The sequence below is a fragment of the Rhizobium sp. P43 genome (assembly GCF_056730705.1).
Genome location: NZ_CM161539.1, coordinates 4,245,745 through 4,266,177 on the forward strand (window position 1 = coordinate 4,245,745; position 20,433 = coordinate 4,266,177).

The 20,433-nt window shown below is 60.4% G+C and carries 18 protein-coding genes; 13 read left to right on the forward strand and 5 right to left on the reverse strand.

Features of this window, described 5'->3' with window-relative positions:
* The first annotated feature begins 4 nt into the window (after positions 1-4).
* From bglB to AC1PUL_RS20965, 11 genes are all read left to right on the forward strand, one after another.
* Positions 5-1,111: a beta-galactosidase BglB gene (gene bglB, locus AC1PUL_RS20915; RefSeq protein WP_480465903.1), complete on the forward strand. Its 1,107-nt coding sequence runs from the start codon at positions 5-7 to the stop codon at positions 1,109-1,111.
* A 102-nt stretch (positions 1,112-1,213) separates the two neighbouring features.
* The gene (locus AC1PUL_RS20920) at positions 1,214-1,576 is read left to right on the forward strand and encodes a thiol-disulfide oxidoreductase DCC family protein (protein WP_480465904.1); all 363 of its coding nucleotides are present in this window, start codon (positions 1,214-1,216) and stop codon (positions 1,574-1,576) included.
* A 297-nt stretch (positions 1,577-1,873) separates the two neighbouring features.
* Positions 1,874-2,134 carry a DUF4212 domain-containing protein gene (locus AC1PUL_RS20925; RefSeq protein WP_480465905.1) on the forward strand — a complete coding sequence of 87 codons (261 nt, stop codon included), beginning with the start codon at positions 1,874-1,876 and terminating at the stop codon, positions 2,132-2,134.
* A gap of 12 nt (positions 2,135-2,146) precedes the next feature.
* Positions 2,147-3,913, forward strand: a complete 1,767-nt coding sequence (locus AC1PUL_RS20930; RefSeq protein WP_480465906.1) for a sodium:solute symporter family protein — start codon at positions 2,147-2,149, stop codon at positions 3,911-3,913.
* Between the two features lie 87 nt (positions 3,914-4,000).
* Positions 4,001-5,827, forward strand: a complete 1,827-nt coding sequence (locus tag AC1PUL_RS20935) for a DUF294 nucleotidyltransferase-like domain-containing protein (RefSeq protein ID WP_480465907.1) — start codon at positions 4,001-4,003, stop codon at positions 5,825-5,827.
* 11 nt (positions 5,828-5,838) lie between these two features.
* Positions 5,839-6,360 carry a hypothetical protein gene (locus tag AC1PUL_RS20940; protein WP_480465908.1) on the forward strand — a complete coding sequence of 174 codons (522 nt, stop codon included), beginning with the start codon at positions 5,839-5,841 and terminating at the stop codon, positions 6,358-6,360.
* Positions 6,361-6,367: 7 nt separating this feature from the next.
* On the forward strand, positions 6,368-8,440 hold the full coding sequence (locus tag AC1PUL_RS20945) for a 3'-5' exonuclease (protein ID WP_480465909.1): 2,073 nt from the start codon (positions 6,368-6,370) through the stop codon (positions 8,438-8,440).
* 257 nt (positions 8,441-8,697) lie between these two features.
* The gene (locus tag AC1PUL_RS20950; RefSeq protein ID WP_480465910.1) at positions 8,698-9,642 is read left to right on the forward strand and encodes a Bug family tripartite tricarboxylate transporter substrate binding protein; all 945 of its coding nucleotides are present in this window, start codon (positions 8,698-8,700) and stop codon (positions 9,640-9,642) included.
* Positions 9,639-10,133, forward strand: coding sequence for a tripartite tricarboxylate transporter TctB family protein (locus tag AC1PUL_RS20955; protein WP_480465911.1), 495 nt, complete (start codon positions 9,639-9,641; stop codon positions 10,131-10,133). The genes AC1PUL_RS20950 and AC1PUL_RS20955 overlap by 4 nt, the downstream gene beginning before the upstream one ends.
* 10 nt (positions 10,134-10,143) lie before the next feature.
* The gene (locus tag AC1PUL_RS20960; protein WP_480465912.1) at positions 10,144-11,661 is read left to right on the forward strand and encodes a tripartite tricarboxylate transporter permease; all 1,518 of its coding nucleotides are present in this window, start codon (positions 10,144-10,146) and stop codon (positions 11,659-11,661) included.
* Between the two features lie 141 nt (positions 11,662-11,802).
* Positions 11,803-11,967 (forward strand): hypothetical protein, encoded by a 165-nt coding sequence (locus AC1PUL_RS20965; protein WP_166601365.1) that lies wholly within the window; start codon positions 11,803-11,805, stop codon positions 11,965-11,967.
* A 137-nt stretch (positions 11,968-12,104) separates the two neighbouring features.
* Here AC1PUL_RS20965 and AC1PUL_RS20970 read toward each other — a convergent pair whose 3' ends face one another.
* Entirely contained in the window at positions 12,105-13,922 is a 1,818-nt protein-coding gene (locus tag AC1PUL_RS20970) for a sensor histidine kinase (RefSeq protein WP_480465913.1), read from the reverse strand.
* 265 nt (positions 13,923-14,187) lie between these two features.
* On the opposite strand from AC1PUL_RS20970, the gene AC1PUL_RS20975 reads away from it, so the two are divergent.
* A complete protein-coding gene (locus AC1PUL_RS20975; RefSeq protein WP_480465914.1) occupies positions 14,188-15,315 on the forward strand; it encodes a PAS domain-containing protein in 1,128 nt (375 codons plus the stop codon).
* Positions 15,312-15,743: a response regulator gene (locus AC1PUL_RS20980; protein WP_480465915.1), complete on the forward strand. Its 432-nt coding sequence runs from the start codon at positions 15,312-15,314 to the stop codon at positions 15,741-15,743. Before AC1PUL_RS20975 ends, AC1PUL_RS20980 begins: the two co-directional genes overlap by 4 nt.
* On the opposite strand, the gene AC1PUL_RS20985 is transcribed toward AC1PUL_RS20980, so the two are convergent.
* From AC1PUL_RS20985 to denD, 4 genes are all read right to left on the reverse strand, one after another.
* The gene (locus AC1PUL_RS20985; RefSeq protein WP_480465916.1) at positions 15,716-16,384 is read right to left on the reverse strand and encodes a BA14K family protein; all 669 of its coding nucleotides are present in this window, start codon (positions 16,382-16,384) and stop codon (positions 15,716-15,718) included. The genes AC1PUL_RS20980 and AC1PUL_RS20985 overlap by 28 nt on opposite strands.
* Before the next feature lie 122 nt (positions 16,385-16,506).
* Positions 16,507-18,291 (reverse strand): IlvD/Edd family dehydratase, encoded by a 1,785-nt coding sequence (locus tag AC1PUL_RS20990; protein ID WP_480465917.1) that lies wholly within the window; start codon positions 18,289-18,291, stop codon positions 16,507-16,509.
* Entirely contained in the window at positions 18,284-19,186 is a 903-nt protein-coding gene (locus AC1PUL_RS20995; RefSeq protein ID WP_480465918.1) for an NAD(P)-dependent oxidoreductase, read from the reverse strand. Before AC1PUL_RS20995 ends, AC1PUL_RS20990 begins: the two co-directional genes overlap by 8 nt.
* On the reverse strand, positions 19,183-20,166 hold the full coding sequence (denD, locus tag AC1PUL_RS21000) for a D-erythronate dehydrogenase (RefSeq protein WP_480465919.1): 984 nt from the start codon (positions 20,164-20,166) through the stop codon (positions 19,183-19,185). Before denD ends, AC1PUL_RS20995 begins: the two co-directional genes overlap by 4 nt.
* Positions 20,167-20,433: the final 267 nt, after the last annotated feature.

Sequence of the window (20,433 nt, forward strand, 5' to 3'; positions counted from 1 at the left end):
GCGCATGTTGTTTCCCGCTCCCGAAGTTCTTTCAGAAGCCCTCTCCCGTGTCGCCGTCGGTCTTGCCAGGCTGAAGGGGATCAACGAGACCGCCGATCTTTCCGATAGCGGCTACGATCTACAGTTCGACGAATGGGACTGGGAGGTGGGTGTTGGGATCTATGGTCTGCTTCGCCATGCCGAAGCGGTCAGCGACCGGTCCCTGATCGACGCGATTGCCCGCTGGTATGATTGGCAGATCGGTCGTGGTTTGCCGCCCCGGCAGGTCAATTCCAGTTCGCCCATGCTGCCCCTCTGCGTGCTGATCGATCATGTCGATCGACCGGATTGGGAAGAGCTTGTTCGTGACTGGGCACAATGGCTGGTCACGTCGCTTGCCAAGACCGAGGACGGCGGATTCCAGCATGTCGTCAAAGAGCGGATGAATGATGGTGAGCTTTGGGACGATACGCTGTTCATGACGTGCCTGTTTCTGGCCCGGGCGGGCCAGCGCTTCGGACGGAAGGACTGGATTGAGGAGGCCTTCTACCAGTTCATCGTACACGAGCGTTATCTGGCCGATCCGGTCACCGGCCTGTGGTATCACGGCTGGACCTTCAACGGCCGGCACAACTTTGCCAAGGCCTTTTGGGCGCGTGGTAATTCCTGGATCACGGTTGCCATTCCGGAACTCTTCGGCCTTGTCGATCACGTCCCCGACCATCTCAAGCGGCATCTCGTTCACATCCTCGGCTCCCAGTTGAAGACGCTTGCCGCCCATCAGCGGGAAAACGGAATGTTCAACACACTCGTTTGCGATCCGACCTCGCCGGAGGAGACTTCCGCCACGGCAGCGATTGCCTATGGCATCCTTCGGGGCATGGATCTCGGGATTGTCGATGAGAGCTATCGGCCGGTCGCGGAACGGGCGCTGCAGGCGGTCCTGACCCGTATCGATGCCAGCGGCATTGTTCTGCAGGTCTCGGATGGGACACCGATGGGGCACACTCTCGAATTCTACCGCCAGATTCCAAACGTGCCGGCTCCCTATGGCCAGGCGCTCGTCATGTTGCTCTTGGCTCGAGCCATGAATGATGCCAAGCAGGCGGCCGACAGGACACGAAAGATCTAGACCCACGCATTGCAGCGCACGAAGGCAGCGGCGCTGCGCCGCATTGCGCTTGCGGATGAATGGGCCCATGTGTCGCTGAAACGCGCTCGGTGAAAGGCGACCATGTCTCCGCAGGTAACCGTTTGGTTTGACAGTAGCTGTCCTCTCTGCCAGCGAGAGATCGCCCTTATGCGGCGTCTCGACAAGCGCGGGGCGATCCGTTTCATCGATGCCTGTGATCCCCATGGCAGCTGTCCGATCGATCGGGCGGAGCTTCTGGCGCGTTTTCATGCCGAAGAAGGGGGGAAACTGCTCTCCGGTGCGGCAGCATTTGCCTCGATGTGGCGCGCTATTCCTCTGTTGCGGCCGCTCGGCCTGCTGGCAGGATGGAAACCTCTCACCCCTCTCTTCGAGCTTGTCTACCGACAGTTTCTGCGGGTGCGACCACGCTTGCAGCGATTGGTTAGTCCTTCTTTAACCTCATGAATTTTCTCGGGTAAATCTCGGCTTCGCTGAAGCTCGTTTGCATGGATTGTCGTTCAAAGATGTTGCGACACGCGATTACTGTGTCGTCATGGCCAAGATCCACATCAATTCTTGCTGCGATGCAGCAATACCCCAGTTATACGGTACCTCCTGCGACTAACGGAGAATGTACGATCTCCGGTGGATTCGTTACTCCTAGACAATTGTCTATTCCGCCTTGGGACAAGGACTTGCGGAATCGACGTGGAGGAAGGGGCGTCCCGGGGGACGTCTCGTCGAGGAAAGGGAGGAGTACTCGTGACGGATAATTCTTCGTCCAACGCTTACTGGGCAGCAAACGTTCGCGTCATCTACATCTGCTTGGCAATCTGGGCCATCGTATCCTACGGATTCGGTATCCTGTTGCGCCCGGCGCTTTCCGGCATCGCCGTTGGAGGCACAGATCTCGGCTTCTGGTTCGCCCAGCAAGGCTCGATCATAATCTTCATCGCGCTGATTTTCGGCTACTCGGCGTACATGAACAAGATCGACCGCGAATTCGGCGTCGACGAGCAGTAAGGCGGACCAACAATGGATCAGTATACACTTAACGTGTTGATCGTGGGCGCTTCGTTTGCGCTCTACATCGGCATCGCAATCTGGGCCCGTGCCGGCTCTACGGCTGAATTCTATGCTGCTAACCGCGGCGTTAATCCGGTCATGAACGGTATGGCTACCGCTGCCGACTGGATGTCTGCAGCGTCCTTCATCTCGATGGCCGGCCTTATTGCTACCGTCGGCTACGGTAACTCGACCTTCCTCATGGGCTGGACCGGCGGCTACGTGCTGCTCGCACTCCTGCTCGCACCTTATCTGCGCAAGTTCGGCAAATACACCGTTCCGCAGTTTATCGGTGACCGCTTCTACAGCCAGGGCGCACGCCTGACGGCTGTCGTCTGCCTGATCATCATCTCGGTGACCTATGTTATCGGTCAGATGACCGGTGCCGGCGTTGCCTTCTCACGCTTCCTCGAAGTCGAAGTCTCGACCGGTCTCTGGATCGCGGCTGCCGTCGTCTTCGTTTACGCGGTTCTCGGCGGCATGAAGGGCATCACCTACACGCAGGTTGCCCAGTATATCGTTCTGATCATCGCCTACACCATCCCGGCGGTCTTCATTTCGCTGCAGCTGACCGGCAACCCGATCCCGTGGTTCGGCCTCTTCGGCACCCACACGGAATCTGCGCTGCCGCTCTTGCAGAAGCTTGATCAGGTCGTGACCGACCTTGGCTTCAATGCCTACACGGCTCAGGGCTCCATGCTCAACATGACCCTGTTCACCCTGTCGCTGATGATCGGTACCGCCGGTCTGCCGCACGTCATCATCCGCTTCTTCACCGTTCCAAAGGTCGCGGATGCTCGCTGGTCGGCTGGTTGGGCGCTGATCTTCATTGCCTTGCTCTATCTGACGGCCCCGGCTGTTGGCGCAATGGCTCGTCTGAACATCATCGACACCATCTATCCGAATGGCTCGCAGCAGGAAGCGGTTCTCTACGATGAGCGCCCGGACTGGATGCGTAACTGGGAAGTGACCGGTCTTCTGAAGTTCGAAGACAAGAATGGCGACGGTCGCATCCAGTACTACAACGATACGTCCGCATCGTTCACGGAAACTGCTACGCAGCGTGGCTGGGCGGGTAACGAGCTGACGATCAACAACGACATCCTCGTTCTCGCCAATCCGGAAATTGCACAGCTTCCGGGCTGGGTCATCGGTCTCATCGCCGCCGGCGGTCTTGCAGCCGCTCTGTCGACCGCAGCCGGTCTCCTGCTCGCCATTTCCTCGGCGATCAGTCACGACCTGATCAAGGACTTCCTGAAGCCGGATATTTCGGAAAAGTCCGAGCTCTTGGCTGCGCGTATCTCGATGGCCGGTGCAATCCTGGTCGCAACACTGCTGGGGATCAATCCTCCAGGCTTTGCCGCTCAGACCGTTGCTCTTGCCTTCGGTCTGGCCGCTGCGACGATCTTCCCGGCGCTGATGATGGGCATCTTCTCGAAGCGCATCAACTCTATCGGTGCAACGATGGGTATGCTCGTCGGTCTGGTAGTGACCTGCTTGTACCTGTTCACTTACCTGGGCTGGTTCTTCATCGCAGGCACCAACATGGTCGAAAACGTTCCGGCCAACTATCTGTTCGGCATCCCGCCGACGGCATTCGGCCCGATCGGTGCACTGCTCAACTTCGCCGTGGCTTATGTCGTGTCGTCGATGACCCAGGCTCCGCCGAAGCATGTTCAGGATCTCGTCGAGTCCATCCGCGTCCCGCGTGGCGCAGGTGCTGCGACCGGTCACTGATCTCCATCAATCGGGAGGGGCGAGCCAATCGCCCCTCCTGTCCCTCAAACCATAAGGGCACTTTGGTGCCGTATGAGGGCAAATCCGATGATCCAGGCACAATCCGACGTGCTGGCATTCCTCGAGACCGTCCATCCCTATGACAGTCTGCCGAGAGACGAGATCGAACGGGTCTCAACCCGCTTCCAGGAAATTTCCTTTTCGGCCGGTGCCGAAATCTATCACCGTGGCAATCCTCTGCCCGGAATCTATCTCATCATGGACGGCGCCGTAGAAATCATGGATGCCACCAACACGGTGGTCTCTGAACTCGCGCCCCGCAATTCCTTTGGCGAACGTGGCCTTTTGGCCGACGGCTTTGCCGCGACGACCGCCACCGCCCGCAGCGACTGCACGCTGCTGATGCTGCCAACGGAGGAATTTCGCCGTCTGATGCAGGAGCAGGCGGTTTTCTCCCGGTTCTTCACACGCGGACGTTTTGCCGACAGTCGCCGGGGAGACGTGGCGATCCAGAAGGTCAGCGAGTTGATGTCGCGACCGCCCATTGTCTGTGCGCCAAACGACACCGTTCGCGCTGCTGCGACCCTGATGCGGGAACGGCATGTCTCCAGTCTGGGGGTTGTCGATGGAACAGAATTCCTCGGCATACTTACCACCCGCGATCTGACAGGGCGCGTGCTCGCGGAGGGGCTCGACCCGGACACGACCCCGGTTTCCGCCGTGATGACCCCCGACCCGGTTGGCCTTCCCGGTGAGGCGCTAGGCTCTGACATCCTGCATCTGATGCTGGAGCGGCGGGTGGGGCATCTGCCGGTGGTCGAGGGGGATCGGTTGGTCGGGATGATCACGCAGACCGACCTGATCCGTTTCCATGCGATCAGCTCGGCGCAACTGATCCGCGACATTGCAACGGCCGAGACGCCGGAGGCGATGCGCGCGATCACGGCGCGTATTCCGCAACTGCTTGTCCAGCTCGTTGGTAGCAACAACGCGCACGAGGTCGTCACGCGGCTTATCACCGATATCGCAGACAGCGTTACCCGTCGACTGATCATGCTGGCCGAGCGGGAGCTCGGGCCTCCGCCCGTGCCCTATGTCTGGCTTGCCTGTGGCAGCCAGGGACGGCAAGAACAGAGTGGGGTGAGCGACCAGGACAATTGCATTTTCATCGAGGATGGTGTCGAGCCAGAGGAAATGTTCTGGTTCCAGCAGTTGGCGGCCAAGGTCAGCCGTGGTCTGGATGTTTGCGGCTATTTCTATTGCCCGGGTGACATGATGGCGACCAATCCGCGCTGGTGTCAGCCGGTTTCCGTCTGGCGCAGTTACTTCCGGGACTGGATCAACAAACCAGACCCGACGGCGCAAATGCTGGCCAGCGTGATGTTCGACCTGAGGCCGATTTGTGGTGCGTCGTCTCTCTATCAGGATCTGCAGGCCGAGACGCTTGAAGAGGCGAGCCGCAACTCGATCTTCACGGCCCACATGATCAGCAACTCTTTGAAGCATGCACCGCCGCTGGGCCTGCTCAGAGGCTTTGCGACGATCCGCAGCGGTGAACATCGCAACCAGATCGACATGAAGCACAATGGTGTGGTGCCGGTTGTCGATCTCGGACGCGTCTATGCTCTGATGGGCAGGCTGGCGCCAGTCAACACCCGGGCGCGACTGCTGGCGGCGGAGGAGGCGGGCATCATCTCCGGCGCTGGCGCCCGTGATCTTGTTGCCGCTTACGACCTCATCGCGGATATGCGCCTGCGCAATCAGGTCCGGCAGGTGCGAGACGGTCGCAAGCCCGACAACTTTCTGGCACCCTACGATTTCGGTGATTTTGAACGCGCGCATCTTCGCGATGCCTTCGTCGTCATCCGAACCATGCAATCGGCACTCGCCAATGGCGGACGAGTGCCTGTCTGAAGGAATGAAGAATGCTGTTTGAGTTGATCGCGGCTGTGGTTGCCGGTGTTGCGCTTGCGGGTGTGGCACTTTTCCTGCGCTGGCTGAGCCGTGGACTGCTTCCGAAGTGGATCGTGCCGGCCACGGCCGGCGTCGGAATGCTGTGTTACTCCATCTGGAGCGAATATAGCTGGTTTGACCGCATGAATCTCGCCCTACCGGGGATCGTTGTGTCCTGGAAGAACGAACAGACCGCGTTCTGGCGCCCGTGGTCATACTACCAGCCGGTGACGACGCGTTTCACCGCCGTTGATCTGAAGGCCGCCAAGCGCAATCCCAACCAGCCGGGCCTTGTCATGGTGGACATTCTGCTGGTGGCTCGCTGGCAGCCGGTGAAGCCGGTGAAGGTGGTCTATGATTGCCCGAATGCGCAGCGTGCCGATCTAGTTGATCCGAGCGTCAGCATCGCAGATGACGGCAACCTGGTGGGGGCCGAGTGGCGTAAAGTGGAGCCCGACGATGCGGCCATGAAGATCGCGTGCTCAGCGGGGTGAGGGAGACATGCTGACGAGGATCAGCCTGCGCGGACGTATCCTGCTTTTCTTCGTGGCGCTGGCGGCGGGTGCCGTTGCGGCCTTGGCGGTCGGCTTGTGGTTCGGCTACCACCGCGAAGGCAGCCCCGACATGCTCAACGCTTTCATGCAGAGCGCGATTGCCGCCGGGTTTCTGATCCTTGCTTTGGTGGCCTGGATCTGGTTCCTGTTCGACACCCATCTCGCCCGCCCCATCGACAGAGTGGCATCTGCCATGAGAGCCCGGGCCCATGCCGATGTGGCCCAGGATTTTCGGACCGATGAAGCCCGTTATCTTGGTGATCTCGCCGAGGCGGCATCGGCGACAGCGGCCACGCTTGCGCAGACGCGGGGCGCACTGGCGGAACAGGTTCAACGAGAGACAAGCCGGCTGTCGTCCGACAAGAACAAGCTTGAGCAGTTGCTGGCGGACGTCCCGCCGGCCGTTCTCCTCTGCACCGGCCGTCACCGTCTCGTCTTCTACAACGGTGTGGCCCATCAGATGCTCGCGGGTTCGCAGCGTCCGGTGTGCCTCGACAGGAACATATTCGACTATCTGAGCGAGGGCCCGATCCGGGACGCGCATCATCGGCTCGTCGAAAGCGCAGATCCGGATGCTGTCGTCGAGTTCATCTGTTTGAGCCCTTGCGGGCGACGCAGGCTTGCGGGCCGCATGAGACTTGCCAGCGATAACGGTGGCGATCAGGCGGCCTATGTCATGACATTGAGGGATGTCACGACGGAAGTCGCGGCCTATGCCCGAAGGGATGCGCTTCTTAGCGATGTTTTCATGCAGGTTCGGCCTGTTGTGTCGGATTTGCGTGGTGCCCTGGTCTCAAGCGACCCGGATAGCCAGAGCAATACTGCTGTCTCCGGGCAGCTTCAGGTTCTCGATGCGACGCTCGCGGAGTTGGAAGCGCGGTTTGAAAGCTGTCGCTCGGATGGCTGGCCCATGGCGCCGACCGATGCGCGGGAGCTTGCCGGACAGCTGCGGCGTGATCTCGAAGGCCGCAAGCTGTCGCTCGACTGTGACGTCGCAGCCATCGCCGTCCGTTGCAATGCCTTCGATATCGTCAGTCTTTTGGCGCACCTTGTTGCCAGGATCAGCCAGCAAACGGATGCGATGCATTTCCATCTCGTCATCCGCGAAGCGGCAGGGGCTGCCGATGTCACGCTCACCTGGCAGGGGACATCTGTGGCACCCGAGCACCTGGCGGTTTGGCTCGGTGAGCCGGTCTTTGAAGGTGGGGTGACCTGTGAGACAATCCTCAGGGCTCATGGCAACGCCATCGCTGTCGGAAGTGCTGAAGACCGTCCTTCCATCTTCACCCGGCTGAGGCCTATTGAACGGCTCAACCCCATGGGGGCGGATATCTCGCGGCACGTCGTCTATGACTTCGATCTGCTCTCTCGGCTTCATTACGACAAGCTCTCGGAAGCGCAGTTGGATGCTCTGACCTATGTGGTGTTCGATACCGAAACCACGGGCCTGTTGCCGGAGCAAGGCGATGAGATCGTCCAGATCGCGGCCGTCCGCATCGTCAATGGAAAGCGCGTTAAGAACGAAGTCTTCGACATGCTGGTCAATCCTGGGCGCCCGATCCCGGCTTCCGCCTCCGCGATCCATGGTGTGACCGACGCGATGGTCAAAGACGCTGTCAGCGTCCAAGAGGCAGTTCGGCAATTCCAACGCTTCGCCGAGGGGGCGGTGCTTGTGGCCCACAATGCGCCGTTCGATATGGAGTTCCTCACCCGCCGGGAAAAGGAAGTTGGACTGCGCTTCGTCAATCCGATCCTGGATACGGTGCTCGTCTCCGCCACGGCCTTCGGTCGTGCCGAGACCCATACGCTTGATGCCCTTGCCGACCGACTGGGCGTGCGGATCGATGAGAAGGACAGGCATACTGCGTTGGGCGACGCGGTCGCGACGGCCGATGTGTTCCTCAAGCTGAAGGATATGCTGGCCGGACGAGGGCTGACCCGGTTCGGGGATGTGTTGACCCAGTTGCGCAGCCATCAGAGGCTCGTCCGGGATCTCAACGATCAGGCCCGGGTATCCTGAAGGTAAGTCCTCGGCAACATTTGCGCGATTGACGTTCTCCGGGTCCGGCATCCCGCAGGTTCCTGTCGGTCGATGACAGGTGGGTGACAGGTTCTGCTGTTAGGCCTATGTTCACATCTTCCCGTGGAGGCGGGAGAGATGGAACATGGGAGGAGCAGGCTTTGCCTGAAGCGGCGTTGTCCGCATGCTGCGCGTCTGCGCTCTCCCCACAGATCATTCGCAAGCGGCAAAAGCCGCATTGATGGTGGAGGACTATCTTGAAACACTTCTTTCTCGCATCCTTTCTCGCTGGCGCTCTGGCCCTTCCGGCCGTAGCCGCTGACTACACGATCATGGCGCCGGCAGCTCCGGGCGGTGGTTGGGACCAGACGGCTCGTTCGCTGCAGCAGGTGATGCAGGCCGAAGGCATTTCCGGCAATGTTCAGGTGATGAACGTGCCGGGCGCTGGTGGCACCATCGGTCTCGCCCAGTTCGCCAGCCAGCAGAAGGGCAATCCGAACGCCCTGATCGTTGGCGGTTACGTCATGGTCGGCGCGATCCTGACCAACCAGTCGCCTGTCACGCTCGCCGATGTTACGCCGATTGCTCGTCTGACCGGCGAGTACCAGGCCGTCGTCGTTCCTGCGAGCTCCGACATCCAGAACATTGGGCAGTTGGTCGAGAAGCTGAAGGCTGATCCTGGCTCGGTTTCCTGGGCTGGTGGATCGGCGGGTGGGGTAGACCACATCGGTGCAGGTCTTATCGCCAAGGCTGCCGGTGTTGACCCGACCAAGATCAACTACATTGCCTATTCGGGCGGTGGCGAAGCGCTTGCCGCGATCCTTGGCAGCCAGGTGACGGTCGGCATCTCCAGCTACGGTGAATTCCAGGCTCAGGTCGCCGCCGGCGCGCTGCGTCTGCTCGCCGTCTCCAGCTCCGAGCGCATTGCCGGTGCCGATGCTCCGACGCTTAAGGAAAGCGGCCTCGACGTCGTTCTGCAGAACTGGCGCATGGTTGCTGCTGCTCCGGGCCTCACCGATGAGCAGAAGGCTGCAATTTCCGCCGACGTCGAAAAGCTCGTGAAGTCGGCCGGCTGGCAGGAAACGCTAAAGACGAAGAACTGGCAGGACACCTATCTCGCCGGTGCAGCCTTTGAGGAGCAGCTTGCCAAGGACATCGCGGCAACTGAGACGATCCTCAAAGACATCGGACTGGTGAAATGAGCACGGAAGAGCGTTCTTCCGAACATAGGTCGCGCCGCCCTGATTGGGCGGCGCTGATCATCGCCGCCGTGCTCCTCGCCATTGCCGCTGTGATCTTCTATGACGTGGCCCGGCTTCAAGGTGGCAATCTCTACTCCGGCATTGGTCCGGCGACGGTGCCGAAGGGCATCGCCATCGGTCTGGTCGGTCTCGCCATCTGGACCGTGTTTGCGGCGCTACGGCGTGATTTTCCCGAGCGCGAGCACCAGGAACTGCCGCCCATCTTGTTCATCGTCGCCGGGCTTGCCGCGCAGATGCTGCTCTTGAAGACGGCCGGCTTTTCCATCGCGACCGGTATTCTCTTTGCCATGACCGCTGCCGGATTTGGAAAGCGGAAGTTCTGGATTTCGTTGCCCGCGGGCATCGCGCTTTCGTTCGTTGTGTGGATCGTATTTGCGCGCTTCCTGCAATTGTCCTTGCCGGCGGGTCCACTCGAACGGCTGTTCTTCTAAGGGGAACCCCGTGAATACGTTTGATTTCCTACTCCAGGGGCTGGCCATCGCCGCTCAGCCGATCAACCTGTTTTACGCGCTGATCGGCGTCACACTCGGGACACTTGTTGGCGTCCTTCCAGGCATCGGCCCGGCGCTGACCGTCGCTCTTCTCCTGCCGGTCACCTATCAACTTGATCCTGCGGGCTCGTTGATCATGTTCGCGGGCATCTATTATGGCGGCATGTATGGCGGCTCGACGACGTCGATCCTACTGAACACCCCCGGCGAGAGCGCCTCGATCGTGACCGCCTTGGAGGGCAATAAAATGGCGCGTGCGGGGCGTGGCGGTCCTGCGCTCGCCACCGCAGCCATTGGCTCCTTCGTTGCCGGTCTGCTGGCGACGATCATGCTCGCCTTCATTGCACCTTACGTCGTCAAATTCGCCCTCTCCTTTGGTCCACGTGAATACTTCGCGCTGATGGTCCTTGCTTTTGTGACCGTTTCGGCGGCCTTTGGTGATTCGACCCTGCGCGGGCTTACCGCGCTGTTTGTTGGTCTCGCCTTCTCGATCGTCGGGATTGACCAGCTGACCGGCCAAACCAGATTGAGCTTCGGTGTGCCGGATCTTCTCGATGGTCTGGAAGTCACGACGCTGGCGGTTGCCATGTTCGCGATCGGCGAGACGCTTTACATCGCTGCTCAGGGCGCGCGGGCGCCGGAAAAGGTCGAAGCCGTGCGCGGCTCGCTCTGGATGAACAAGTCCGATTGGAGCCGCTCCTGGAAGCCCTGGCTGCGCGGGACGGCCATCGGTTTCCCGATCGGCTCGATGCCGGCGGGTGGTGCCGACGTGTCGAGCTTCCTGTCCTATTCCGCGGAAAAGCACTTCACCAAGCATCCGGAGGAATTCGGCAAGGGCGCTATCGAGGGTGTTGCAGGGCCGGAGGCTGCCAACAATGCGTCGGCTGCCGGTACGCTGGTGCCGTTGCTGACACTTGGCCTGCCGACTACGGCGACGGCTGCCATCATGCTCGCCGGCTTCCAGCAGTTCGGCCTTCAGCCTGGACCGCTGTTGTTTGCGACCAATCCGCAGCTCGTCTGGGGTCTGATCGCCTCGCTCCTGATTGCCAATTTCATGCTGCTGGTGCTGAACCTGCCGCTGATCGGGCTCTGGGTGCGGCTGCTTACCATCCCCAAGCCCTGGCTCTATGCGGGTATCCTGGTCTTCGCGACACTCGGTACGATCGGCGCCAACCCTTCCGTCTTCGAACTTGGTCTGCTTTTGACCTTCGGTGTGCTCGGCTACGTCATGCGTGTCTTCGGATATCCGATCGCGCCGGTGATCGTGGGCCTTATTCTGGGGCCAATGGCCGAACAGCAGTTGCGTCGCGCCTTGTCGATCAGCCAGGGAGATCCGACCGTTCTCGTAACGTCACCGATTTCTGCGGTGTTGCTGCTTCTGGCGGCCATCGCGCTCTTCGTCCCGATGATCCTTCGGGCGCGGGGTAAAGGCAAGGTTCTGGCTCAGGTCGCGGCTAGCGAAGACTGATGGTTAAATTCCCATGTGTCGATGCAGGATCTGATTAACTCGGCCTGCATCGGCTGCATGGCTGGCGTGACTTTCCGTCGCTTGTAATTGTGACTTCGGAGTATCATCTTCTGCTTGCAAACGAAGAAAGCGAGCAAAGAAATGTCTAGCCTCCGCAAGTCCATCCAGCAGGGTTTCCTCGGTCGTGCCATCGCCGTTCTCGGCGCAGCAAGCTCCGCAGCTGCCGCTGTCGAAGGGCATCGTCGTCCGAAGGATCATCACCTGAAGACGCTCGGCATCAACCCGGCGGATTTCCCGCGCTACTGATCCCGAGCTGATAGTGGCCGGTGCGTTTCGAGCGCCCGGATACGGCCATTAAGGCCATCTGACTAGAGAATGCGAGCGCTCGATCCGGGCGCTCTTTTTCGTTGGAGCGCCTCTCCGAGACTGGCAATTCGGGCCGTTTACTTCAGCAGTCGATCCGCTGCGGCAGAGAGCGCAATGTGGACGCCGCCTGGCAGCCATTGATAATCGATGCTGCCGCCGAGCTGATGCGTGGCGCTTGTCTTTGCCAGCTTGCTTCCGAAACCCGTCTGGCTGGGGGTGGTAATGTTGGCCTGGCTGACGATCTCTTGCCACTCCAGATGCAGCGCATCCTTTTCCACCCGCCATCTTATCGAAAGCCGCCCGTCTGCCTCGCGGAAGGGGCCGTATTTGGCCGCGTTGGTTGCCAACTCGTGGAAGATCAGCGCGAAGCTTGTCGAAGCCTTCGCGCCGAGCTGGATCTCGGGTCCGGACAGCGTCAGCTGTCTCTCGCGGTCGGCGAGATGGGGCGAGAGAATCTCTTCGAGAAGCGTATGGAATGCGACGGTTTCGGCCGCCGGTGATCCGTTGATGATAGCCGGCTGGATCAGATGGTGTGCCTTGGCGAGAGCCTGCAGGCGGCCGTGAAGAGACTGCGCCATCGCGCTGACCGATGGCGAAGCCCTGGCCGTCATGTTGATCATGCCGGCGGTGATGGCGAAGAGGTTTTTGACCCTATGATTGAGTTCGCGCAGCAGCAGCTGACGCGATTCTTCGGCCATCTTGAGATCGTGTATATCGGTACAGGTGCCGTACCAGCGCGTAATTTCGCCTGCCTCGTCGCGGACACACTGGGCACGCCCGATCACCCAACGATAGACGCCCGACCGGTGCCGCAGGCGATACTCGACGTGATAGGCCTCACCTGTCTCCAGGCTGTGGCGCCACTTGGCCTGAGTTTCGGCCCTGTCATCGGGATGGAAGACGTCTTCCCACTGGGAGCCATCGGTGCGGCCTTCTTCCACACCTGTATATTCGTACCAGCGCTGATTGAAATAGTCGTGGTATCCGTCCGGGCGCGTTGACCAGATCATCTGGTCGATGGAGTTTACGATGGCCTCGAAGCGCTGTTCGCTCTCCCTCAAAGCGGCCATGGCTGTCGCTGCTTCGGTAACATCCGAGGCCTGGACGAAGATGCCGGCAGGCTGACCGGCGATATCGGTGATAGGCTGAAAAACGAAATCGACGTAACGCGCTTGGCGTTCTCCATCAGGCAGCATGAATTCGATCGCAACGGCCTTGCCCTGGTAGGGTTCATTCGTGGCGTAGACGCTATCGAGGAGGGTGATGAAGCCCTGGTCCTTAACCTCCGGCAGCGCGTCGGCGACCGGGCGCCCGATCATATCGTTGCGCTGGACCAGTTCCTGATAAGCGGGGTTCACCAGTTTGAAGACATGGGTCGGGCCTTCCAGGATGGCGATTGCAGCCGGTGCCTGGGCGAAGAGCCGCCCCAATCGCACGATTTCCTCCTGGGCCTGGCGACGGGCGAGGACCGCCCCCGTTGTTTCGTTCCCCTGGTTGAAAACGCCACAAATTGTGCCGAACTCGTCACGAATGGCTGTGAAGCTGTAGTTCCAGTAGCTTTCCGTCTGGATGCCGTTGCGCATGATGGGAAGGAACTGGTCGTAGGTGGATAGGCCCTTGCCCGTGGCGAGCACGCTGTCAAACTGCGGACCGACCACTTCCCAAATGTCGGACCAGACTTCCGCTGCCGGCCGTCCAAGCGCCCAGGGGTGTCGCTCGCCTGGAATGTGAGACCAGCTGTCATTGTAGAGGAGACGCAAGTCCGGTCCCCAGTAGATGGCGGTCGGGAAGCTTGAATTCAGGCATATGGAAAGTGCCGAACGCAGCGCCGCCGGCCAGGTTTCGATCGGACCGAGACCATCGGACCAATCGCGGGCCAGGATGAGGTCTGCCATCTGCCCGCCGTTTTTGAGAAAGCCGGGGATGGCGGGTTGTCGCTCGTCGTTGGACATCAATCCTATTGCCTTGAGCTTCGCGTTTCGGCTTGTCTAATGTCAGATAGGCTAAACAGCCTTGCCTGTCTATTGTTTGAGGTAGGCCTGAAATGGGGAGGCTGTAAGCCAGGAGAAGTTGTTCATCTAGACAAAAAAATCGCCTGACGAGGGAACTTTCCCGATCGAATGCTGTTGTCGGGTGTATCCTGATCAGGACTAGGTGTGAATGTCAGATCAAAACTCCTCGCGGCGTGACGCAAGAGACGCCGGCGATCGTCTCCTCGCTTCCCATCCCTCAGAGGACCCTTTTGCCGCCGCGTTTAAGGCAACGCGGATGCCTATGCTCATCACCGATCCGCGTCAGCCGGACAACCCAATCATTTTCTGCAACGAAGCCTTTTCGACCCTCACAGGCTATAGTGTCGAAGAGCTGATCGGCCGCAACTGTCGTCTATTGCAGGGGCCGGATACCGATAGCGATGCGATCGCGCGATTGCGCGCTGCCATCGCAGCGGAACGGGATGTTGCCATCGACATTCTCAACTACCGCAAGGACGGCAGCCAGTTCTGGAATGCGCTCTTTGTCAGCCCTGTGCGCGATGCGGCAGGGGAGGTGATCTATTTCTTTGCGTCGCAACTCGACTTCACCACCATCAAGAGCAAGGAGCTCGAGCTGGCGGAAGCGCGGCAATCTGCCGAACGGGAGGTGGCGCGGCGCACCCATGATCTGTCGGAGGCGTTGAAGGCGCAGACGCTTCTGGTGCATGAGGTCGACCACCGGGTGAAAAACAACCTGCTTACCATCGCCTCGATCGTCAAACTGCAGGCGCGCATGTCCGAGGATGCGCTTGTCAAACGAACGCTGTTTTCTGTCCTCAACCGGGTCGAAGCGCTGAGCACTGTCCAGCGCAAGCTGTTCACCAGCAGTGATCTCGGTCGCTTCGATGTTTCCGATTTTGCAAAAGATCTGATTGAGGATCTGGTGGGGGCGCTGAAACGGAATGACATCCGGGTGACTACGGACCTGTCGCCCGTGCTGGTGCCGGCGGTGAAGGCTTCGCCGCTGGCGCTCATCATCAACGAGCTGGTGCTGGATGCGGTGCGCAGAGGGCTTAGTGATGGCGGTGGCGATATCGACCTGCAGGTAAAGCGGACCAATGGCCATTTTTTGATCCGGGTGACTGACATAACCAAACCGGTTGCCGTCAACCCCGTCGAGGAGGCCTTCGGCCGGCTTATGCTTGAGACCTGTGCGAAGCAACTGGGTGCAGATGTCAGGCGCGAGGTTGAGGGGCACCGTACGGATGTTCAGGTCACTATCCTGATCGATGATACAAAGGATACAGACATTTGAGGATCATGATCGTCGAGGACGAGGCACTGCTTGCCCTTGAATTGGAGCTGGAGGTCGAGGCTGCCGGCCACCAAGTGGTCGGGACCGCATCGTCGCGCAAGGCCGCTTTCGACATCATCGAAAAAAGCCTGCCCGAATTCGCTTTCGTTGATGTTCATCTGACAGATGGACCGACCGGCATCGAGATCGGCCGGCATCTCGCGGAAAGACAGGTGCCGTTTGTGTTTCTGACCGGAAACGTCAAGCGGATCCCGGAAGATTTTGTCGGAGCGATCGGCGCGATCGAGAAGCCGTATACGATGAACGGCTTGCAGAATGCGCTGACCTACATCACCGCAACAGTGGCTGGTGGTATCACTGGAACGCCGCCGCCCGGGCTCATCCTGGCCGGTATTCCTGCTCAGAAAGACCAGGGCTCGCAAGTCTGACGGGGACCGCCCCCATACGGCTGGTAGGTGTTGTCGCTTATCCGATAGGAGCGATAACGCTGCATGCAGGCCGTGATGTGTGTCTCCAATAATGGTGCGACGTCGGACCTGGTCGTCGCGCTTGCGTTCATGACTTCAGCGTCGTCGGCCATCTCCGCCATCTGATCGATCTGGTATGGCGAATTGCAGGGGCGAATGCTGCCGCTGAAGCTGCGATAGCTGTTGTGAGCCGGGTCATAGGAACGATAGCGCGCTTCGCACCAGGCAATGTGCTCGGGCGACAGCGTGCCCAGGGCCGCACCCGACGAGGTCGCGTCGATCGCAGCCGTCACGAGGATGTCGATTTCGCCGACCTCGGAACCTTCATCAGAACCGGCGATCTCGGCGGCTTGAGAAGCGGGGTGCGCAGCCGGTTCGCTCATCACCACATGGGTTGCGTAACGGGGCGGCAAACGCTCCAGGTTCTGGGCCGATCTGTCGATCCGCACAGGTTTGAGGGTCCAGAGATCCTTGATGTCGAGACCGGTAAAGCGGTGGGGGTTTTCCTCCGGCGCGAGTGCGGCCGAGGCCAACACTACGCCTCCAATCACCATCCCTGCGGCAAGCGCCGATGCTGCAAGCAGTGTTACAACCGGTTTCATCGGGATCTCCCTCCATCATCCGTGGAAGGAGAATGAATTTTTTGCCCAAACGGTTCCCAATGAAACTGGTTTGCCCCTTTGATCTTTCTGGGGGCAGGGTCGAAAGATTAGCCTTCAGCCTGTCAGTGATTGTGGCGCGGCGGCGTCTTTGAAATCTGGCGGAAATCCTCCGCGTTGCGGATCGTTGCGCCATCGGCAAGCTGGGTCACCGTTTGCCTGTACAGGCGCTGCCAGGGCGTGGCATCACCCGGTACGGGTGGTATGCCGTCAGCCTTGCGCCTTGTGATCTCCTCCTCGGCCACCAGCATGTCGCATCGGCCATGATTGAGGTCGATGCGGATCATGTCACCCGTCCGTACCCAGGCCAGACCTCCGCCGGCCGCGCTTTCAGGCGAGGCGTTTAGGATCGAGGGGCTGTCGGCGGTTCCGGACTGGCGTCCATCGCCGATTGTCGGGAGGCTGAGGATGCCGCGCTGGATCAGGTGATCTGGCGGCTGCATGTTGACCACTTCCGCCGAGCCCGGCCAGCCCAACGGACCGGCACCGCGGATCACCAGGATACAGTTTTCGTCGATGGCCAGGGAGGGATCGTTGATGCGCTTGTGGTAATCTTCCGAGCCGTCAAAGACGATGGCGCGACCCTCGAAGATCCCTTCGCGGCCAGGCTCCTGCAGGTAGCGCTGTCTGAAACCTTCAGAGATGACGCTGGTCTTCATGATGGCGAAATCGAAGAGATTTCCCTTCAACACGATGAAGCCCGCCCGTTCGCGCATCGGCTCGCAGTAGGGTTTGATCACCTCCCGATCCGTCGCCTCCCGGCCTTCCAGGTTTTCGGCCATGGTACGGCCCGTCACGGTGCGGCAGCTTCCGTCAATCTTTCCGGCCTGCATCAACTCCCACATGATGGCGGGGACGCCGCCCGCCCTGTGAAAGCGCTCGCCGAGATAGGCGCCCGCCGGCTGGACATTGGCGAGTAGTGGGATATCGTAACCGTGGATCTGCCAGTCTTCGGGATTGAGTTCAACGCCGGCATGCTTTGCCATGGCCATCAGATGAGGCTGGGCATTGGTCGATCCGCCGATCGCGGAGTTCACGCGGATGGCGTTGAGAAAGGCCTCTCTGGTGAGAATGTCGGAGGGACGTATGTCCTGGAGCACAAGCTCCACGGCACGTTTGCCGGTGCGATAGGCCATCTGGCCGCGCTCGCGATAGGCGGCGGGGATTGCCGCGCAGCCGGTCAGCGACATGCCAAGTGCCTCGGCAATCGCGTTCATGGTCGAGGCTGTACCCATGGTGTTGCAATGACCGGGCGAGGGGGCGGAATCGAGGGCTCGTTCGAGAAATTCTTCGCGGCTGATCTCGCCGGCCGCATATTTGCGCCTGGAACGCCAGATGACCGTGCCGGATCCGACCAGTTCGCCATCATGCCAGCCGTCGAGCATGGGCCCACCGGAGAGCACGATGGCCGGGATATCGACCGTCGATGCTGCCATCAAAGCTGATGGCGTGGTCTTGTCGCAGCCTGTCGTCAACACCACCCCATCGAAGGGATAGCCATAGAGCAGCTCGACCAGACCGAGATAGGCGAGGTTGCGGTCAAGAGCTGCCGTTGGTCGCTTGCAGTTCTCAAACAGCGGATGGGACGGAAACTCGATCGGGATGCCGCCCGCATCGCGGATGCCGTCGCGGACGCGTTTGGCGAGATCGAGATGGTGACGGTTGCAGGGATTGATGTCGGAGCCCGACTGGGCAATGCCGATGATCGGCTTTCCGGAGCGCAATTCCTCTGGGGTCGTGCCATAGTTCATGAAGCGCTCCAGATAGAGCGCCGTCATGTCGAGGTGATCGGAATTGTCGAACCAGTCCTGCGAGCGCAGCCTGCGTTTTGGCTTATCTGTCTCAGTCATCCGCCGGGCCTTTGCGGTCGTTGATCTTTTCGAGGTGCAGCAGGAGGGCGCTGTGATCGAGGTTGCCGTTCCCGGCGGCGACGAAGGCTTCGAAGGCCTTACGGACATCCGAGGTCAGAGTCAGTTCGAGGCCGTAGGTCTCAGCCATTGCGGCGACCGCATTCAGGTCCTTGAGTTGCAGGCGCGAGGGCCCGCCCGGCTCAAAGCGGCGATCGACCATGCGCTGGCCATGCAGTTCGAGGATCCGGCTTTCGGCGAAACCGCCGCGAATTGCCTCCCGGAACTTTTCTCGAGAGGCGCCTCCGGCCTCTACCAGCATCATGGCTTCTGCCACGGCGCCGATGGTGATCGCGACGATCTGCTGGTTGGCAAGCTTGCAGATCTGGCCGGCGCCCGAGGGACCGACATGGGTCACCCGACCGAGGGGGGCGAAGATGTCCGAAAGACCTTCGATCACTTCGGCATCGCCGCCCGCCATGATCGCCAGCGTACCGGCTTCTGCGCCAACGACGCCACCTGACACGGGCGCATCAATATGGGTGACGCCAAGCTCGATGAGGCGCCGGGCATGATCCCTGGCCATCGGCGGCGCTATCGATGAAGTGTCGACGACCACGGCGCCCTTCTTGAGAGCTTCGGCTGTGCCCCTGGTGAACAGCACATCCTCGACCGCGTGACCGTCCGAGAGCATGGTGAACACCACTTCGGCACCATCGACGGCATCTTTCGGGCTCTCGGCAATCCGGGCACCCGCTGCCGCCAAGGGCTCTGCCTTGCTGATGTCGCGGTTCCAGACCGTAACCGGAAAACCGGCGGCCAGAAGACGCCTCGTCATTGGAGCGCCCATCAGGCCCGTGCCAAGAAACGCAATCTGCCTCTTTGTTGTTTCGGTCACAGCTTTCCTCCCAGTTCGTCCTCAATATGCACGCGAATGATTTCGTCGAAGCTGTTTTCGGCTGTGAAGCCGAGTGCACGGGCGCGGGTCGCTTCGAAGCCGGGCGCCCAGCCGGCGCAGATACGCATGATCATCTCGTCCGGTTCGTGGCGAATGAGTTTTACCGCCTTTTCTCCGGCGACCCGGCGCAGGGCTTCGATCTGCTCGCCGACGGTAGCGCTAAGGCCGGGCATGGAGAGGTTCCGGCGCGGGCCGACCTGTTCCAGATCGATCGTCGCCCCATGAATGAGGAAGCCGACTGCAGATCGGGGAGAGGCATGCCAGTGGCGGACTTCCTCGCTCACGGGCAGCACCGCTTCCTGGCCGACCAGCGGCTCTCGCAGGATGTTGGAGAAGAAGCCGGAGGCTGCCTTGTTCGGTTTTCCGGGGCGAATGCAGATCGTCGGCAGCCTTATGCCGATGCCGTCGAAAAAACCCTTGCGGGAATAATCCGATAGCAGCAGCTCGCAGATCGCCTTCTGGGTGCCATAACTGGTCAGGGGTGTGGCGTGGAAGTCGTCGGGAATCGGGAAGGGCAGGGGAGCGCCAAGGACGGCGATTGACGACGTGAAGACGAGGCGGGGGCGATAGCCATCTGCCACGTGTGCCAGACGGATCGCTTCGAACAGATGACGTGTGCCGTCCAGGTTGATACGATAGCCCTTCTCGAAATCGAGCTCGGCCTCTCCTGAAACGATGGCAGCCAGGTGAAAGATGACATCCGGACGCGAGGCAATCAGGCGTTCGGCCGCTGCCGGTTCCGACAGATCGACCGTCTCGATCGTCACCTGACCCCGGAAGCCGGCGGGTGCTTCTGCCGGCACCACATCCGATAGAGTCAGCTTGGTGATCTCCTGCTCCCCCAGCGCAGCGTCTTGTGCCAGTCTCTGTGCAAGCTTGCGACCGACCATGCCGGCCGCACCGATCACCAGTATTTGCATGCGATAAACTCCTCCCTTGCCATTCTTCGACTGGACGTACCTCTGCGCAAGGGGTATTTCGGAGAACAATTTGTAAGGTTGTCTGATAACTCTGTTTTCCTTGCGTGAAAACCGAATTTTCGGCTTGCATGCCACAAGGCGTCAGCGGGTTCCAAAATGCGTGAAGGCCCGAGTGCAATACCGACAAACCTGAATTCGAGCCGGGCTAATCGGCCAAGACGCAGGGGCCTCTTCGAACTCGGGCGCACTGGCGTCGATTGACGCTCA

Bases quoted from the DNA above. Each gene is read 5' to 3' on its own strand.
- AC1PUL_RS20940 (WP_480465908.1), top strand. From the start codon at position 5,839: ATGCTGTTTGAGTTGATCGCGGCTGTGGTTGCCGGTGTTGCGCTTGCG.
- AC1PUL_RS20990 (WP_480465917.1), bottom strand. From the start codon at position 18,291: ATGACTGAGACAGATAAGCCAAAACGCAGGCTGCGCTCGCAGGACTGG.
- AC1PUL_RS20965 (WP_166601365.1), top strand. From the start codon at position 11,803: ATGTCTAGCCTCCGCAAGTCCATCCAGCAGGGTTTCCTCGGTCGTGCC.
- AC1PUL_RS20945 (WP_480465909.1), top strand. From the start codon at position 6,368: ATGCTGACGAGGATCAGCCTGCGCGGACGTATCCTGCTTTTCTTCGTG.
- AC1PUL_RS20970 (WP_480465913.1), bottom strand. From the start codon at position 13,922: ATGGCAGACCTCATCCTGGCCCGCGATTGGTCCGATGGTCTCGGTCCG.
- AC1PUL_RS20920 (WP_480465904.1), top strand. From the start codon at position 1,214: ATGTCTCCGCAGGTAACCGTTTGGTTTGACAGTAGCTGTCCTCTCTGC.
- AC1PUL_RS20985 (WP_480465916.1), bottom strand. From the start codon at position 16,384: ATGAAACCGGTTGTAACACTGCTTGCAGCATCGGCGCTTGCCGCAGGG.
- AC1PUL_RS20975 (WP_480465914.1), top strand. From the start codon at position 14,188: ATGTCAGATCAAAACTCCTCGCGGCGTGACGCAAGAGACGCCGGCGAT.
- AC1PUL_RS20955 (WP_480465911.1), top strand. From the start codon at position 9,639: ATGAGCACGGAAGAGCGTTCTTCCGAACATAGGTCGCGCCGCCCTGAT.
- bglB (WP_480465903.1), top strand. From the start codon at position 5: ATGTTGTTTCCCGCTCCCGAAGTTCTTTCAGAAGCCCTCTCCCGTGTC.
- AC1PUL_RS20930 (WP_480465906.1), top strand. From the start codon at position 2,147: ATGGATCAGTATACACTTAACGTGTTGATCGTGGGCGCTTCGTTTGCG.
- denD (WP_480465919.1), bottom strand. From the start codon at position 20,166: ATGCAAATACTGGTGATCGGTGCGGCCGGCATGGTCGGTCGCAAGCTT.
- AC1PUL_RS20935 (WP_480465907.1), top strand. From the start codon at position 4,001: ATGATCCAGGCACAATCCGACGTGCTGGCATTCCTCGAGACCGTCCAT.